This window comes from Parvimonas sp. C2, assembly GCF_035282405.1.
Lineage (GTDB): Bacteria > Bacillota > Clostridia > Tissierellales > Peptoniphilaceae > Parvimonas.
Genome location: NZ_JAYKBP010000001.1, coordinates 573,475 through 590,087 on the forward strand (window position 1 = coordinate 573,475; position 16,613 = coordinate 590,087).

Consider the following 16,613-nt stretch of genomic DNA (forward strand, 5'->3'; position numbering starts at 1 on the left):
CCAAATAAATTATTACCTTGATTATATAAAAAAATTACATAGACGTCAACTTATACAAAAAATAGCACCGAAGTGCTATTTTAAAAGTATTCATATAAAATTGTTATTGAAGTTTTTAATTCTTCATCATAATTTTTTATCAATTCTTCAAGCTCTGATTTTAAACAGTTTTCGTCAAAATTTTTATCTAGTTTATTTCCATCTAAGGCTAATTGCAAACCTACAAAGTATTTATCTCCTTGTTTGTAAATTGCAAAATCATGCATTGATTTTATATAGATAAACTCATTTTTCCAATTTTCAGTAATTTCTTTTAATTCAATTTCTCTTTCCGTAAAGTTTCCTCCTACAGGTTCGACATGGATTACTAGAACAATTTCATACTTTTCATAAATTTCTTTTTCAATCAAACTCATAAGATTATGTGCTTTGATTAAACTCATTTCAGAATCAACTTCAACATCAACTGTTGCAATTGTTTTAAGATGTCCATATCTATGAAAAGTATAATTGTGTATTCCCAAAATTTCACTGTGCTTTTCTATATCTGACAAAACTGCTTTTATCAATTCTACACTTGGTGCCTCTCCAATAAGTTGACTTATTGTTTCCTTTGCCAAAGAGAAACCAGAGAATAAAATAAATGCTGAAACTATTAGCCCTACAACTCCGTCAATAGGAAAAGTAGTATAATCTGCAAAAATCATTGCAATTAAAACAACTGAAGTTGTAAAAACATCACTCAAACAGTCAATTGATGTTGCCTTTAAAATACTTGAATCTATTGCTTTGGAAAGTTTTCTATTGAATAAACTCATCCAAAGTTTTATAAAAATAGAAATTACTAAAAAAGCAATTCCTATTTTCCCCATTATAATTTTTTCAGGATTTATAATTCTTTCGATAGATGTCTTTGCAAATTGAACTCCTACAATCATAACCATCATTGAGATTATTAAGGTCGTTATATATTCAACTCTTCCATGACCGTAAGGATGATCCTTATCCGGTGGTACAGAAGAAAATTTAAAGCCTAAAACTGTTGCAAAGGAATAAATAGCATCTGAAAAATTATTTACTGCATCTGCAGTTATTGAAACTGAATTTGCTAAAATTCCTATCACAAATTTTGACACTCCCAAAGTAACATTTAAAAATGTTCCTATAATTCCTGAAAGATATCCAACTTTTTTCCTGTCATATTTATCTGTATTTTCAATTTTTGAAATATTTAATATTTTTTTCTCTAACATATTTACTCCATAAACAGTACAATATTTCCAGTTTCAATTGTCTTTTTTATGTCTATAATTCTTTGGTTTGAAGACCCACGAAATTTCAAAGTTAAATCTTTTAATCTATAATCAAATCTTCCATCAACCAAAACATCACATTCTTTTAAAAGTTCAAATCTGTCATCATCTTCAAGAATTTCTTCAAAAGTATATCCTGAATAAATCCAAATATTTTTATTCACGCTTCTTTTTATATCTCTCACAATTTCAAGGAGTTCTTTTGCATTTTGCATTGGCTCTCCACCAAGTAAAGTTAGACCAGCTACATTTTTATCACGCAAATAGTCTATGACTAAATTGGTAGTTTCTTTAGTCCAAAGTTCTCCAAAATTGAAATCCATATATTTTTTATTAAAACAATCTTTACAATTATGTGTACAGCCAGTTACGAAAATACTAGTTCTGATACCAACACCATTTGCAACATCATAAGATCTTATCTGACCATATCTCATTTTAATCCCTCACTATATATGAAGAACCCTAGATTTTATTTCTTTTGTTCTGCCTTCATTCCAGAAGTTTTCTCCAAGATAACCACAAGTTCTTCTAGTTACATTCATTTTTTGTTTATCTTTATTATGACATTGAGGACATTCCCATTCATTATGTTCATTTATGATTATTTCTCCATCAAACCCACAAACATGGCAATAATCTGATTTTGTGTTAAATTCAGCATATTGAATATTATCATAGATAAATCTAATCATTTGTTCAACTGCTTCAACATTATGATTCATATTAGGAATTTCTGCATAGGAAATACAACCTCCAGTTGATAATTTTTGGAACTCTTCTTCAAATTTGAATTTATCAAAAACTGAAATATTTTCTCTAACATCAACATGATAACTATTTGTGTAATATCCCTTATCTGTTACATCCTTGATTTCTCCATATTTTTTCCTATCTACAGTACAGAATCTATGAGTTAAACTTTCAGCAGGGGTTCCATATAATGAGAATGCCATTCCTGTTTCTTCACTCCAACTATCAGCTGCTTCTTTTATTCTCCTCATAACTTTAAGGGCAAATTCTTTTCCATCCTCAGTCGTATGACTAACACCTCTTACACAAATTGTAGCTTCATACAATCCAATATATCCTACAGAAAGAGTTGAATATCCATTTTCAAGATATTTTTTAATACTTTCCCCTTTTTTAAGTCTTGCAATGGCTCCATATTGCCAGTGAATAGGAGAATTATCGCTCTTTACATTTTGAAGAAGTGCGTTTCTTAATAAAAGTGCTTTTTTTACTATTTCAAGTCTCTTATCCAACATTTCAAAGAAACCTTCTTCATTTCCTGTATTTAAAATTCCTATTTGTGGTAAATTCAAACTTACAACACCTTGATTAAATCTACCTTCAAATTTATAGTTTCCATTTTCATCTTTATAAGGTACTAAGAATGACCTACAACCCATAGGTCCGAATACATTTCCTTCATAATGTTCTCTAAGTTTTTTAGCAGAAATATAATCAGGATACATTCTCTTTGCAGTACATTTTGCAGCAAGTTTTGTTAAATAATAATATTTACTGTCTTCTTTAACATTGTTTTCATCCAAAACATAAATCAATTTTGGAAAAGCAGGTGTGATATAAACTCCTTTTTCATTTTTTATTCCTTGTAATCTTTGTTTGATTATTTCTTCAACAATTTGTGCAACTTCATCTTCATACTCATATCCATCTTCAACATACATAAATAGAGTAACAAAAGGACTTTGCCCATTTGTAGTCATCAAAGTATTTATTTGATATTGAATAGTTTGTATGCCTGCTTCCAATTCTTTCTTAGTCATTGCTTTTGCAATATTTTCAATATCTCTTTCATCAGTTAAAATTTCTTTCGCAAGCTTTAAATGCTTTTCATAACTCTTTCTTAAATATTTTCCTAGATGGGCAATATTTAAACTTTGACCACCAAATTGACCTGATGCAACTTGTGCAATTATTTGAGTCATAACTGTACAAGCAACTTGGAAAGATTTTGGAGTTTCAACCATTTTACCATTTATAACAGTTCCATTATCCAACATATCTCCGATATTAACTAAACAACAGTTGAACATAGGTTGAATTAAATAGTCCATATCATGAAGATGTATTGCTCCCTCGTCATGTGCTTGAACAATATCTACAGGAATTAGCATTCTTCTTGCGATATCCTTTGAAACTTCTCCAGCAATCAAATCTCTTTGAGTTGATGCTAGAATTGCATTTTTATTTGAATTTTCATTTATAACATCTAAATTTGTCTTATCAAGAAGTCCTAAAATACTTTCATCAGTAGTATTTTTTAGTCTTTTAAAAGTTTGAACCGCCTTATAATTTTCATAAGCTCTTGCAGTTGCAGGATTTCCATATTTAATTAAACTGTAGTAAACATGATCTTCTATATCATATATACTCATCTTCTTTCCAATTGTAGTTGCAAAAGTTTCTATCTCTGATGCAATCTTTTCTGCCAATCCTTCTTCATATACTCCCGTACTGCTATGCATAGCTTTTTTTATCGCTATTGCGATTTTATTTGCGTCAAAATCTACTTCTTGACCATTTCTTTTCATAACTTTAATCATATACTACCTCCAAAAATACTTTAAAATTGTTCGACAATAAAATTATATCATCAACAATATGTATTGTCAATAGAAATCCAAAATACTATATATAGTATATTTACCCATTTTCCCCCTTGAAATCCATTGTAAAATATTTTATATCAACAAGTAGAATAAAAATTTTTTTAAAAATTTAAAAAATATTTTTTTGCAAGAAAAAACTGATATAAATTTTTAAAAATTCATATCAGTTTAAATACTTTTTATTTCTTCTTCATTTTTTATTGTTTTTATTCCAAACATAAAATACACTACATGAAAAAACCAAACTATAAATAAAATAATTCTTCCAATCTTTGTGTTTCTCATAAAATAAAAACCCGTTCCCATTGTCAAGGTAAAAAAGAATATTATCTTTAATTTTTGTTTTAATAAAAGACCTTTTCTGTTTACTATTTTTTCTAAATTATTTTTATATAATTTAGTTTCAACAAACCAATTATGCAATTTTTTTGAACTTCTTGCAAAACAAAACAATGTTACAATATAAAAAGGAAAAGTAGGCAATATTGGTAAAAAAACACCAATTGTACCTATTGCAAAAAATATCAGTCCTATTATAATCCAAGTATATTTTACAATCTTTATTTTCATACATTACCTCGCATAAATTTTATACGATAATGATAACACATTTCATCTTAATCTGCAAGACTATATTTTAAAACATTTTCCATTTTCTACTTTATATATGACATCTGAAAATGATACAGTACTCATTCTGTGAGAGATCAAAAATACCATTCCCTTACAATTTTCTTTAATCAAATTCAAAATTACTGATTCATTTAAAGTATCTAAATTGCTTGTAGGCTCATCAAAAATATAAACATCAGCTCTTTTTAATAATGCTCTCATAAGTTCAAGTCTTTGCATTTCTCCACTTGAGAAAATTACTTTTTCAGAGTTTATTTTAGTGTCAAGACCATTTTCAGTTGATAAAATTACATCCTTTAATCTACATTTTTCAGCAATTTCTAAAATTTCTTCATCAGTAATCTTATCATTTCCTAAAACTAAATTTTCTCTGATTGTTTGAGAAAAAATTTGTGGAAATTGAGGAATATAAGCAATTTTTTCTTGTAGTTTTCTATTATCTATTTCTATAATATCTTCCTCATTTAAAAATATTTTTCCAGATTTAGCCATATACCATTTCATTACCATTTTCATCAATGTGCTTTTTCCAGATCCGCTCTCTCCTACAAGTCCGACAATTTTTTTATCTTCAAAATGTAAATTCAAATCTTCAAAAATAAGTTTATATCTATTAGGATAAGAAAAGTCAACATTTTCAAATTTTATTTCATTTATTTTTTCAATTTCGCTACTTCCTTCATTTCTAAGTGGTTCGATTTCATCCAATAAACTAAAAGTTTGTTTTGCTGCTTGTAATGCACGACCAAGTCCTAAAGGAAGTCTGCTTAACTCTAAAAAAGGAGCAAAAGACGAACTGAAAACCACCAATGTAATTACAGCATCTTTTACACTAATTACATTATTATTAACTAGTAGAAAATTTACTAATGAAAAAACTAAAACTCCAAAGCCTATTGTTAAAAAGCTGAATGAAAATTGTAGGAAATTTAATTTTGCAACATTTCTTTCCTTTTTATTTACAATCCTACTCTCTTGTGATAAGTTTTTAAATCTATCTTTTTCAACTCCAAGTTGAAGTAAATCTTTCATCCCTCTTAAACTTTCTAAAAAATAGGAAGTATATGATTTTCTATATTTTTGTTGAACTTCGAGATGCGGTTTTAATTTATTAGAAAATACATTAGGTATAATAACAGCAAGTGTAAAATACACTAAAAATGCAATTAATCCCAATAGAATATCATATTGTAAATAATAAATAATTAAAACTATTGAAACAATAGTACCTGTTGTAATTGGAGCTAGTGTATGTGCAAAAAATACTTCCAATGCTTCAACATCTTCTCCTATTAGTTTCAATAGAGCCCCACTGTCTTGAGAGTCAAGTTTTGAAGGGGCAAGTCGTCTAAGTTTTGAAAAAATTTCTCTTCTAAAGTCAGCCAAAACCTTAAAAGCAACATAATGTCCAAAATAATGTTCTCCATATCTGAAAAGTCCTCTTGAAATCGCAAGAACAACTAAAACTATTAAAGATATTATTTTTACCTTTTCTCCACTAAGTGCATCAAATCCCAAAGAAATAATTTTTGCAGGAATATATACTGTAATTAGAAAACCAAAAACCGCAAAAAATACAGCTAACAAAATTATAGGGAGTAATTTTTTCATAAAATTTATAAGTCTAGCTACCAATCTTAAACTATCTTTCATTTAAAATTTCCTCCATTTCATTTTGTTTATCTAATAATAATCTATATTCAAAGTTTGAATTGTATAAATCTTCTGGTTTTCCAAAATCCCAACTTTTTTCTTTTCCCATAAATAAAACAAAATCTGCTTTATTAACTTGCTTCATCTTATGAGAAATAAACATAACAATGGAATTTTTAGAAATCATTTTGATTAAATCCAAAATTGCTATTTCATTTTCAGTATCAACACTTGAAGTCATTTCATCAAAAATATAAATTTTTCTATCTGCTAGCAAACTTCTAACACAAATTATCTGTTGTCTTTGTCCCGGAGAAATCAATCTTCCATTTTCACCAATAATTGTATTAAAACCTTCAGGCAAAGTTTTTACAAATTTTAAAATATTTTTTTCTTCAATCCAGTTTAATATAGCTTTTTCTGGTAATTTTGTTGCTTTTTTTAAATTATCCATAATGCTTTCGTTAAAGACATAAGAATCTGGAGATACATAAAAACCTAATGCATTTATATCTAACCTTGAAAAATCTTTTAAAGATTTCCCATCAATTAATATTTCTCCAGAATAATCTTCAAGATTTTTAAACAAGATCTTTGCAAATGTACTTTTTCCAAGTCCACTCTCTCCTGCTATTGCAAATAAACTACCTTTAGTAATCCTTAGATTAATATTATTTAAAACATTTCTATCATCATATGAAAAAGATAAATTTTTAAATTCAATATTATCTATACTTTCTAATTTGATATTCACAACTTCTGATTTCTTTTCACCTTTAACACTATCTAGAAAAGTAAAAATTCTATCTGCCATTTTAGTATTCATCATAAGTAAATGCATACAATATCCCAATTCTCTAATTGGCGTAAAAAACTCAGTTGCAATCAAAACAAAGAATATAAAATTAAAAATTGACATATTGCCTTTTGATATTGACAGAACAGCTAAAAATCCTGAAATTGCAATTCCAAGATACATAACCCCATCCATATATCCAACGGATTGAAGTTGAAATTTCAAAAGCTCCATAGTAGAAAGTCTAAAGCTTTCAGCAGACTCATTAAATTTCTTCTCATAAATTTCATCAGCACTATAAGAATAAAGAGTATTCAATCCTTTTAAATCGTCCATAAATAAATTACTTACATCCATATAAGTTGACCAATAATGTTGCATAATTTTTGCTGAACGCTTTTGTATTAACACTATTGAAACCGGAATAAATGGAATACTGATTAAAAATACTAAACCACCCAAAGGATAAATAAAGGTTACAATTAATAAAATTGTTCCACAGTTAAAAAAGGTCCTTAAAGTTGTGGATAAATAAGTGCTGTAAAAAGTATCCAAAGTATCAATTCCTTGAGACGCAACAGTAAGTACATCTGCTGTAGAATAACCTTTAAAAACTTCTTCATCACTTTTGGAGAAGGCGTCAAAAAACTTTGATTTCAAATTATCTCTAGCAAACTGAGAAGCTACCCCTTGATATCTTTTAGCAAGAATCGAAATTCCAAAGCCTAAAAGATTTAAGCCAATTGCAATTACAGCATAAACAAAAATATTAAAATCTATTTTTTGATAAAGATTAGAAAATCCCTTTGCAATAAAACCAAAAGAAATTATTCTCATCAAAAACTGAATCCAAGACAAAAAAGATGATATATAGACAAATCTCATCCTATCTCCCAGTTCTTTTTTTAATCTATGTTTTAATTCTTTTCGCCTTTCACGACTAATTTTTTGCTTTTGAATTTTTGTACTGAAATCACTATCCATAAAAAACTCCTTGAACAATTTAATATTAGTTATCTGTAAGATACCCAATATAAATTTAAAAATATAATCAATCTCAATTGATGTGTCTGAAAAATACCACATTATGTGGTATTTAAATATTATTTTATTTTCCTAACTTCTTCTACAACTCTATTAATTGCATCTTCAGAAGACATCTCAACATTTTCCATTTCTCTTCTTGTTGAAAACTCGATTATATTTTCATTAGCTTTTTTACCAACAGTTATTCTTAAAGGAATACCAATTAAATCTCTATCATTAAATTTAACACCTATTCTTTCTTTTCTATCGTCAAGCATAACTTCAACACCTTTAGATTCTAATTCGTCATGAATTTTTCCTCCAAGTGCCATTTGTTCTTCATCATTTATATTTACAACTGTAACAATTACATGATAAGGTGCAACTTGAATTGGCCAAATAATTCCTTTTTCATCATTATTTTGTTCAATAATCGCAGTAATACTTCTTGTAATTCCTATTCCATGACTTCCCATCCAAAAATATTTACTAACTCCATTTTCATCCAAGAAAGTCGCATTTAAAGCCTTAGAATATTTTGTTCCAAGTTGGAAGATATTTCCAACTTCTATACCTCTTACAAATTTTAAAGGATGTCCACTAATAGGACAAACATCTCCCTCTTGAACCATAAGTAAATCTTCTGCAATTTCTCCGTCAAAATCTCTTCCAAAATTACAGTTTATATAGTGATGATCTTCCTTATTTCCACCAACTACAGTATTTTTCATAAGAGTAATTCTCTTATCTAAAATTTTTCTAACTTTCAAGTTTACAGGTCCTGTATATCCTGCAGATGATCCAATTTGTAAAATTGTTTCTTCATCCATCATTTCAACTTCATGTTCTGGAACTCCTAGATAAGCACAAAGTTTTGTCATATTAAGCTCTCTATCTCCAGGAACAAATACTACAATAGGTTCTCCTGCTACAACTAAATCTACCGCCTTAATACATTTTGAAGCCTCTTGTTTTAAAAAGTTTGCAACATCTTCTATTGTTTTGCAATTTGGAGTATAAACTAATTCAAGTTCCTTTTCATCTCCACTTTCATCAACTTTGTAAATAACTTCTGCTTTTTCGTCTGTTGCTGCATATCCACTTTCATCACAATAGCAAATAACTCCCTCTCCAACATCAGAAAGAGCGACAAATTCATGTGAGCTATTTCCTCCCATTGCTCCAGCATCTCCGGCAACAATTTTATAATTAAGTCCTAATCTATTAAATACTTTTTCATAAGCTTTCCACATTTCTTTATAAGATTCCATCATCATTTCAGGGCTTACATCAAAAGTATAAGCGTCTTTCATTGAAAATTCTCTGGCTCTATTTATACCAAAACGTGGTCTTTTTTCATCACGATATTTAGTTTGAATTTGATAAATATTTAAAGGTAGTTGTTTATAACTTTTAATTTCTCCACTTATCAAAGTTGTAAAATATTCTTCTGCAGTCGGTCCAAGACAGAATTCTCTTTCATTTCTATCTTTAACTTTAAACATTTCTGGTCCAAAAGTTTGCCATCTTCCTGATTCTTCCCATATTTCTTTTGGTTGAAGTGCAGACATTAAAATTTCATATCCACCCATTCTATCCATTTCTTCCCTTACAATATTTTCAACTTTTCTAATTGCTCTGTATCCAAGTGGAAGATAGGAGTAAATTCCAGCAGCACTCTTTCTAATCATTCCTGCTCTTAAAAGCAATTTATGACTTATAATTTCTGCCTCTTGAGGATCTTCCCTAAGTGTAGGCATATAATATCTTTTCATTTTCATAATATAATTCCTCCATAATAATAAATTAATTTTTCAGCGACGATTTTTATAAAAATAGCTTTCCTAGTTTCACAATAAAAAAACGGCAATCATCTCCAAGAGACGAAAGCCGTGGTACCACTCTAATTTATACTCAAAAGCTATAAGGCACAACCCTGTAATTTTAATACAAGTTCAAAGATAGGTTCAATTACCTGCATAAAAGTTTTTCACCAAACAACTTCTCTCTACATATACATAAATAATTTACTATTTCTTATCATCACTAAATATTTAATGAGTAAATTATATTAGATTTAGTAAAAAAAGTCAACTATAAAAAGATTAAAAATTTTCACAAAAAAAGGTCGAAGACTTATCTCCAACCTAAATTTTTAAAAATATTTTTCTTACTTACAACATGGTTTAGAAGCTCTGAAGAACCAAATATTCTTTTCTAATTCTCCAATATGGTCTTCTAACATTCCAACAATTATGAAATCTCCATCATTATCAGCTTCTTCTCTAATCTTTGTAGCTTCTTCTTTAAGTGTAGATAAATCATTCATAACTATTTCATTAACTTCATCAACTGTTACTTTCTTAGATTCTAATTCTTTGATTGTAGCATTAGCAACATATTCTTTTAATGATGCGAATGGGAATCCACCTCTCATTTTAATTGATTCAGCAACTTCATCATACCATTCAAAGAATTTGTCATATAATCCTTCTGTAAAGGTATGTGTTTGATAGAAATTTCTTCCTTCTACATTCCAATGTAAGTTATGTAATTTAGTAGTCATAACTGCAATGTTTGATAAATAAACATTTAAACTTTTAAAATCTTTCATTTTTGTATCCTCCTATATTTTATCATATACAAGCATTATATACCCAAATTTTTAAAAAATAAAGTTATTTTATAAATTTTTTAATTTTTTTGAGAATATAAAGTTAGAATCACATTTATTTTTTAATCTTTGCTCCACTATATTCAATACTCTTGTTTACAAGAACATCCAAAGCATCAATTGTATTCATATTTTTAGAGATATCTAAAAGACTAAGTTCAGTACAAGCTATTATTCCAATGGTTTCATCATCACAATATTTATTTAAAATTTCAACAAATTTTTTATTTTCTAAATTATTGGTTTCCTTAATCTTGTAAATAATATCCATAACAGAATTTTTATCTTCTAAAGATAATTCTTTTACTTCAATACCATTTTTTTCTGCATACTTATTATAAACTTTTGAATTTAGAGTTCCAAGTGTTCCAAAGACTGCAACTTTTTTTATTCCTCTTCTTTTTATTTCTAAAATTGTTTCTTCAATCATATTTATAATTTTTAAATTTGCAAAGTTTTTAAACTCATCATAAAAATAATGACTTGTATTACAAGGAATAGCAACAATATCCACACCAATTTTATCCAGAATTTCCAAATCTTTTTTTATTTCATTTAAAAATTCAGTATTTTTATTTTCTATGATACATCTTGTTCTATCAGGCATAGTTGAATGGTTTAAAACTATTAAATCAATATGTTCATTATCATTATATGCCTCAGTATTTAAAACGACTTTATCATAGAATTTTACAGTTGCTAAAGGTCCCATTCCTCCAATAACTCCTAATTTGTACACTATTTCCTCCTAAATATTTTTCTAAAAACTTTTCCCAATAAAATTTTATTAAAGAAACACCAAGGTTTCAAATCATCTGTAGCAAAAATTGCAGGAGCCCATTTGCTTGAAAATGAAATCTTTAAAGATTTCAAAATTCCAACTTGTTTAGTTTTCTTATAATGCCAAATTGCAACCATATCTTCAAAACCGTAAATAAAAGCGTAATTTGTATCATAGTCAATATATTTACAATCACTTTCTTTTAAATTTCCAGTTAAATCAAGATATGCAATATAAGGCATATTAATTCCAACTTTGTAAATCAAATTGTTGAAATTAGTAGTTCTTGCATTTATTTCTATCAGATAGATCTCTCCTGTTTTTTCATGTCTTTTATATTCTATTTCACCAAAACCTCTATAGCCTATATTTTCCAAGAAAGGCTTTGACATATCAATTAATTTTTGATTGTATTTTTGAATTGTAAAAACAGATGCTCCAAAATTTATCGGCCATTGTCTTTGTTTTTGAGCAGTCATATAATGAGTAGTTTTTCCGTTTTTATCAATGTAATAATCATAAGTCAACATACAATCGTCAAAACCCGGAACAATTTCTTGAACAAAGATTTCTATATTATTTTCCTTTGCTTTTTTTATTCCGTTTTCCATCTCTTCAACATTATTACAGATAAAAACTTTATTTCTAAAAATCTTAGTAAATTCTACAGTATCAACAGGCTTGATGATACAAGGAAATCCAACTTCATTTTTTACTTTTTCAACCAAATTTTCATCATTTGCATTAATTGTTGCTGGAATTTTTACTCCATTTTCTTTTGCAATATCATATAAAGTCCATTTATCCAATAATTTTGAATTAAGTCCTTTAGCTTGACTAATTAAATAATATTTTTCCAATTCGTCATAACATTCATCTATAAATTCAACATATTTATCATGTGTTGGGAGTAAAACAGGTTTTTCATCTTGCTTTTTTCCATATTCAATTAATCCTATAAAAGCCTCTTCTCCAAATTTATTCAAATCATCAATTTTTAAAAATTCAGATATATATTTAGACTTTGCTCCATAGGAATTATCAAAGTCATAATCACAAGCTACAACATGAACTCCTTCACGTCCCAAACATCTTATTATGCTAAGTCCTATATAGTAATTACAACCTAAAACAACAGCTTTGTTCATCTTTTTACCTCTTAATTAAAATATTGTTCATACCATTTTAAAAATGTATAAATAGTATATATCTTACGACCATTATTGTTTTTATTATTAAAATGATCGTCAAGAAGTGAATTAATTTTTTCCACATCAAAAAATTCACTTACAAAATTCTTATTGAAAGTTTCTTTAACAATATTATAATATTTTTCTTCTTTTATCCATAAAACAAAAGGAACGACAAAACCTAACTTTCTTCTCTTAGCCCAATCATCGGGCAATTTGTTTAAAGCAGCTTTTCTAAAAGCATATTTTGTTATTTCATTATGAACTTTATGTCTTACAGGAATTGTTCTTGCAAGTTCCCACATCTTTTTATCTAAAAGTGGAACTCTAAGCTCAATAGAATTTGCCATAGTCATTTTATCAGCTTTAAGCAAAATATCGTCAACTATCCACATTTTCATGTCAAGATATAATCTCTTAGAAACGTCATCCATATCTTTAACTTCATCATAATATTTTTTTGTTAAATCTCTTGATGTTTCAGAATTTTGATATTTTTCTTTTAAAAGTGTATTAGCTTGTTCATCAGACATTATTTCTGCAGGCCCAATGTATCTATCTTCAACCTTTTGACCATATTTCATTATGATAGTCTTTCCACTAAAATGCTTTTTATCTTTATATTTTTTATATAACTTATTTCTTAAACTAAATGGTAATTTTTTATAAATTCTTTGTGGGAGCGCTTCTGCATATTCATTATATCCGGCAAATAATTCATCTGCTCCTTCTCCAGATAAAACTACCTTAACTTGTTCTGATGCAAGTTTTGACAAAAAATACAGAGCAACAGAAGAAAGATTTGCATGTGGTTCATCTGAATAATATTGCACTTTATTTATTCCTTCAAAAAATTCATCGGGAGTAATTATTTTAGAAAAATTTTCTATTCCAAGTTTATCTGAAAGCTCTTTTGCATAAACTGTTTCATCAAAGCCTTTATTATCAAAACCTACTGAAAAAGTTTTGTTGGGCATAGCTGTTGCAACAACATAACTTGAATCAACACCGCCTGACAAGAAAGAGCCAACTTCAACATCACTAATTTTGTGATATTTAACTGATTCTTCAACTTCTTTTTCTATCTTGCTTACAGCTTCATCAAAAGTCATTTCCTTATAATCAAGAGTTAAATTGTAATAACTCTTTATTTCAAGTTTCCCATTTTCAAAAATATAATAATGTCCAGGTCTAAGTTTCTTCACACCTTTGAAAAATGTTTCTTCTAAAGGATTATATTGAAAAACTAAATAATGCTTTAATGCTTTTTCATTTACTTCTTTTTTAAATTTTGGATATTTTAAGAATGACTTAACTTCTGAACCAAAAATAAAATCTCTGTCAATCATTGTATAATAATATGGTTTTATTCCAAAATGGTCTCTTGCTCCAAAGAGTCTTTCTTTCTTACTATCCCAAATAGTAAAGGCAAACATTCCCCTTAATTTAGCTAAAATACCTTCTGCACCGTATTCTTCATATCCATGTAAAATTACTTCAGTATCAGTATTTGTTTTAAATTTATATCCTTTTTCTAACAAATCATCTTTAATTTCTTGATAATTATAAATTTCTCCATTAAAAATTATAGCTACATCATTATTTTCATTTAAAATCGGTTGAGAGCCTTCGTGTAAATCAATTATACTAAGTCTTCTAAAACCAAAATTAATTCCTTTATCAAAATAATATCCGTCACTATCTGGACCACGATGAATAATTTGATTATTCATTTCTTTTATTACATTTTCGTCTTTTATATCTTTACTGTAAAATCCTACAAATCCACACATAATTTCTCCTTAAATACTACTTAAAAGAATTAACAAATTATTAATTAATTATATCATATAGAACAATTTATTTCTAATTTTTTAAAATTTCCTTAACTGTATCTATCTCACTATAAGGAAAATATTCATCACCAATTACTTGATATGGCTCTGCACCTTTCCCAGCAAGTAATACAATATCATTTTCTTTTGCTATTTCAAAAGCATATTCTATTGCTTCTTTTCTATCTTCAACAACAGTATAATTACCCTTATCACATTCAGAAACCAATTCTCTTACAATTTTGCTAATTGACTCATGTCTAGGATTATCTGCTGTAAATACAACTTCATCAGAATTTTCTAAAGCTATTTTTCCTAAATCAGGTCTCATACTGGAATCTCTATTTCCACCACTATGACCTATCATAGTAATAATCTTATTATGAGGAACTTTATTCAAAGTTTCAAGTACATTTATAAGTCCATCTGGAGTATGAGCAAAATCAATTATTATTTTGTAATTTCTATTTGATTCTACTATTTCCATTCTACCACTTACCCCTGTAAAACTCTTTAAAGCTTCTAATATATCTGAGATTGAAATTCCCTTTACATATCCTGCACAAATTGCAGCCAACACATTATATACATTAAAAACTCCAACTAAATTAGTTTCAACTCTATATACTTCATCTAAAAAATGTAAATCAAATCTCATTTTCCAATCATCAAATGAAATATTATCAGCAAAAAAATCAGCGTTTTTATCATTTATTCCATAAGTAATAATTTCTGATGGAATATGTTCAGCAAATCTTTTTGAATATTCATCATCACTATTTAAAATAGCTGTTTTTAACTTTCCATTCTTTAAATTATGTCCTAATTGTGTAAATAAAAGCTCCTTTGTATTTGCATAATTTTCCATTGTCTTATGTAATTCTAAATGTTCATGAGACAAATTTGTAAAAATTGCACAGTCAAAATCACAACCTAAAACTCTATCTAAAGCCAATGCATGTGATGAAACTTCCATTACACAACATTTGCAATTTTCAACTACCATTTCATTTAAAAATCCTTGCAAATCAACAGAAATAGGTGTTGTATTTTTAGTAGGAATTACCTTATTTCCTATTTTATGATGTATAGTTCCCATTAGTCCTGTTTTCATATTACAAGTTTCAAAAATATGATTAATTAAATAACTTGTAGTTGTCTTTCCGTTAGTTCCAGTTATTCCAACCATAAATAATTTCTCACTTGGACATTTATATAGCACATTAGCTAGAAGTCCCATAACTTTTAAAGTATCCTTAACATAAACAATCGGAATATCCCCTAACTTGTCAGATACCTCTTTTGATGCTATCACCAATTTTGCACCATTTTTTACGGCACTTTCAACAAATGAATGTCCATCTACAGTATTACCTTCTATGCAAATAAAAGCAGTATTTTCTTTTATATTTCTATTATCTTGAGAAATGTATTCTATATTTATATTTTCAATATTTCCACAAATCTTTTTTACCTTTAAATAAGATAACAATTCATTAGCTAACATATCTTACTCCTATCTATAAAACTCCATATAATATTTTAATTATTTTATTATTCTTTACATAAACAAAAAAGGTCTCATAAGAGACCTTGGAGGCGACATCCAGATTTGAACTGGAGATGAAGGTGTTGCAGACCTCTGCCTTACCACTTGGCTATGTCGCCAAATTGAAATGGAGCGGAAGACGAGATTCGAACTCGCGACCCTCGCCTTGGCAAGGCGATGCTCTACCACTGAGCCACTCCCGCAAATGGTGCCCAGAGGCGGAATCGAACCACCGACACGAGGATTTTCAGTCCTCTGCTCTACCGACTGAGCTATCTGGGCATATAATATTCAATTTTTTCAAAATTTTTATAATTTCTATACTTACTTTCATTTCAATTTTTAGATAGCTCATTCTCTCGTGCTTCGCACTAGACTAAGATATTAACTCAAAATATCTTCGATTTCATCTCGATATTTTGGTTACTCTCTTATACCGACTTTTCACTATCTGGGCATATAATATTCAATTTTTTCAAAATTTTTATAATTTCTATACTTACTTTCATTTCAATTTTTAGATA

At 28.0% G+C, this 16,613-nt stretch carries 12 protein-coding genes and 3 tRNA genes; all 15 read right to left on the bottom strand.

Annotated elements, in window-relative coordinates:
• Positions 1-80 precede the first annotated feature (80 nt).
• The 15 genes from VJI95_RS02860 to VJI95_RS02930 all read right to left on the bottom strand — a co-directional run bounded on the left by VJI95_RS02860 (position 81) and on the right by VJI95_RS02930 (position 16,371).
• Positions 81-1,253 (bottom strand): cation diffusion facilitator family transporter, encoded by a 1,173-nt coding sequence (locus VJI95_RS02860; protein ID WP_324010178.1) that lies wholly within the window; start codon positions 1,251-1,253, stop codon positions 81-83.
• Between the two features lie 2 nt (positions 1,254-1,255).
• A complete protein-coding gene (gene nrdG / locus VJI95_RS02865) occupies positions 1,256-1,750 on the bottom strand; it encodes an anaerobic ribonucleoside-triphosphate reductase activating protein (protein WP_323999937.1) in 495 nt (164 codons plus the stop codon).
• Between the two features lie 12 nt (positions 1,751-1,762).
• A complete protein-coding gene (gene nrdD / locus VJI95_RS02870; protein ID WP_324010179.1) occupies positions 1,763-3,886 on the bottom strand; it encodes an anaerobic ribonucleoside-triphosphate reductase in 2,124 nt (707 codons plus the stop codon).
• Positions 3,887-4,120: 234 nt separating this feature from the next.
• Positions 4,121-4,522 carry a YbaN family protein gene (locus VJI95_RS02875; protein ID WP_324010180.1) on the bottom strand — a complete coding sequence of 134 codons (402 nt, stop codon included), beginning with the start codon at positions 4,520-4,522 and terminating at the stop codon, positions 4,121-4,123.
• 60 nt (positions 4,523-4,582) lie between these two features.
• Positions 4,583-6,238, bottom strand: coding sequence for an ABC transporter ATP-binding protein (locus VJI95_RS02880; RefSeq protein ID WP_324010181.1), 1,656 nt, complete (start codon positions 6,236-6,238; stop codon positions 4,583-4,585).
• Entirely contained in the window at positions 6,228-8,018 is a 1,791-nt protein-coding gene (locus VJI95_RS02885; protein ID WP_324010182.1) for an ABC transporter ATP-binding protein/permease, read from the bottom strand. The genes VJI95_RS02880 and VJI95_RS02885 overlap by 11 nt, the downstream gene beginning before the upstream one ends.
• A gap of 119 nt (positions 8,019-8,137) precedes the next feature.
• On the bottom strand, positions 8,138-9,841 hold the full coding sequence (locus tag VJI95_RS02890; protein ID WP_324010183.1) for a proline--tRNA ligase: 1,704 nt from the start codon (positions 9,839-9,841) through the stop codon (positions 8,138-8,140).
• Positions 9,842-10,230: 389 nt separating this feature from the next.
• Entirely contained in the window at positions 10,231-10,674 is a 444-nt protein-coding gene (locus VJI95_RS02895; protein WP_323999952.1) for a Dps family protein, read from the bottom strand.
• A gap of 115 nt (positions 10,675-10,789) precedes the next feature.
• Positions 10,790-11,473 carry an aspartate/glutamate racemase family protein gene (locus VJI95_RS02900; protein WP_324010184.1) on the bottom strand — a complete coding sequence of 228 codons (684 nt, stop codon included), beginning with the start codon at positions 11,471-11,473 and terminating at the stop codon, positions 10,790-10,792.
• On the bottom strand, positions 11,473-12,663 hold the full coding sequence (locus VJI95_RS02905; protein WP_324010185.1) for a carboxylate--amine ligase: 1,191 nt from the start codon (positions 12,661-12,663) through the stop codon (positions 11,473-11,475). Before VJI95_RS02905 ends, VJI95_RS02900 begins: the two co-directional genes overlap by 1 nt.
• An 11-nt stretch (positions 12,664-12,674) precedes the next feature.
• Positions 12,675-14,498 carry an asparagine synthase (glutamine-hydrolyzing) gene (gene asnB / locus VJI95_RS02910; RefSeq protein ID WP_324010186.1) on the bottom strand — a complete coding sequence of 608 codons (1,824 nt, stop codon included), beginning with the start codon at positions 14,496-14,498 and terminating at the stop codon, positions 12,675-12,677.
• 73 nt (positions 14,499-14,571) lie between these two features.
• Positions 14,572-16,047, bottom strand: a complete 1,476-nt coding sequence (locus VJI95_RS02915) for a UDP-N-acetylmuramoyl-L-alanyl-D-glutamate--2,6-diaminopimelate ligase (RefSeq protein WP_324010187.1) — start codon at positions 16,045-16,047, stop codon at positions 14,572-14,574.
• 87 nt (positions 16,048-16,134) lie between these two features.
• Positions 16,135-16,208, bottom strand: a tRNA-Cys gene (locus VJI95_RS02920).
• 9 nt (positions 16,209-16,217) lie between these two features.
• Positions 16,218-16,292: transfer RNA gene (locus VJI95_RS02925), tRNA-Gly, on the bottom strand.
• Positions 16,293-16,295: 3 nt separating this feature from the next.
• Positions 16,296-16,371: transfer RNA gene (locus tag VJI95_RS02930), tRNA-Phe, on the bottom strand.
• Positions 16,372-16,613 lie beyond the last annotated feature (242 nt).

Bases quoted from the DNA above. Each gene is read 5' to 3' on its own strand.
- VJI95_RS02860 (WP_324010178.1), bottom strand. From the start codon at position 1,253: ATGTTAGAGAAAAAAATATTAAATATTTCAAAAATTGAAAATACAGAT.
- nrdG (WP_323999937.1), bottom strand. From the start codon at position 1,750: ATGAGATATGGTCAGATAAGATCTTATGATGTTGCAAATGGTGTTGGT.
- nrdD (WP_324010179.1), bottom strand. From the start codon at position 3,886: ATGATTAAAGTTATGAAAAGAAATGGTCAAGAAGTAGATTTTGACGCA.
- VJI95_RS02875 (WP_324010180.1), bottom strand. From the start codon at position 4,522: ATGAAAATAAAGATTGTAAAATATACTTGGATTATAATAGGACTGATA.
- VJI95_RS02880 (WP_324010181.1), bottom strand. From the start codon at position 6,238: ATGAAAGATAGTTTAAGATTGGTAGCTAGACTTATAAATTTTATGAAA.
- VJI95_RS02885 (WP_324010182.1), bottom strand. From the start codon at position 8,018: ATGGATAGTGATTTCAGTACAAAAATTCAAAAGCAAAAAATTAGTCGT.
- VJI95_RS02890 (WP_324010183.1), bottom strand. From the start codon at position 9,841: ATGAAAATGAAAAGATATTATATGCCTACACTTAGGGAAGATCCTCAA.
- VJI95_RS02895 (WP_323999952.1), bottom strand. From the start codon at position 10,674: ATGAAAGATTTTAAAAGTTTAAATGTTTATTTATCAAACATTGCAGTT.
- VJI95_RS02905 (WP_324010185.1), bottom strand. From the start codon at position 12,663: ATGAACAAAGCTGTTGTTTTAGGTTGTAATTACTATATAGGACTTAGC.
- asnB (WP_324010186.1), bottom strand. From the start codon at position 14,498: ATGTGTGGATTTGTAGGATTTTACAGTAAAGATATAAAAGACGAAAAT.
- VJI95_RS02915 (WP_324010187.1), bottom strand. From the start codon at position 16,047: ATGTTAGCTAATGAATTGTTATCTTATTTAAAGGTAAAAAAGATTTGT.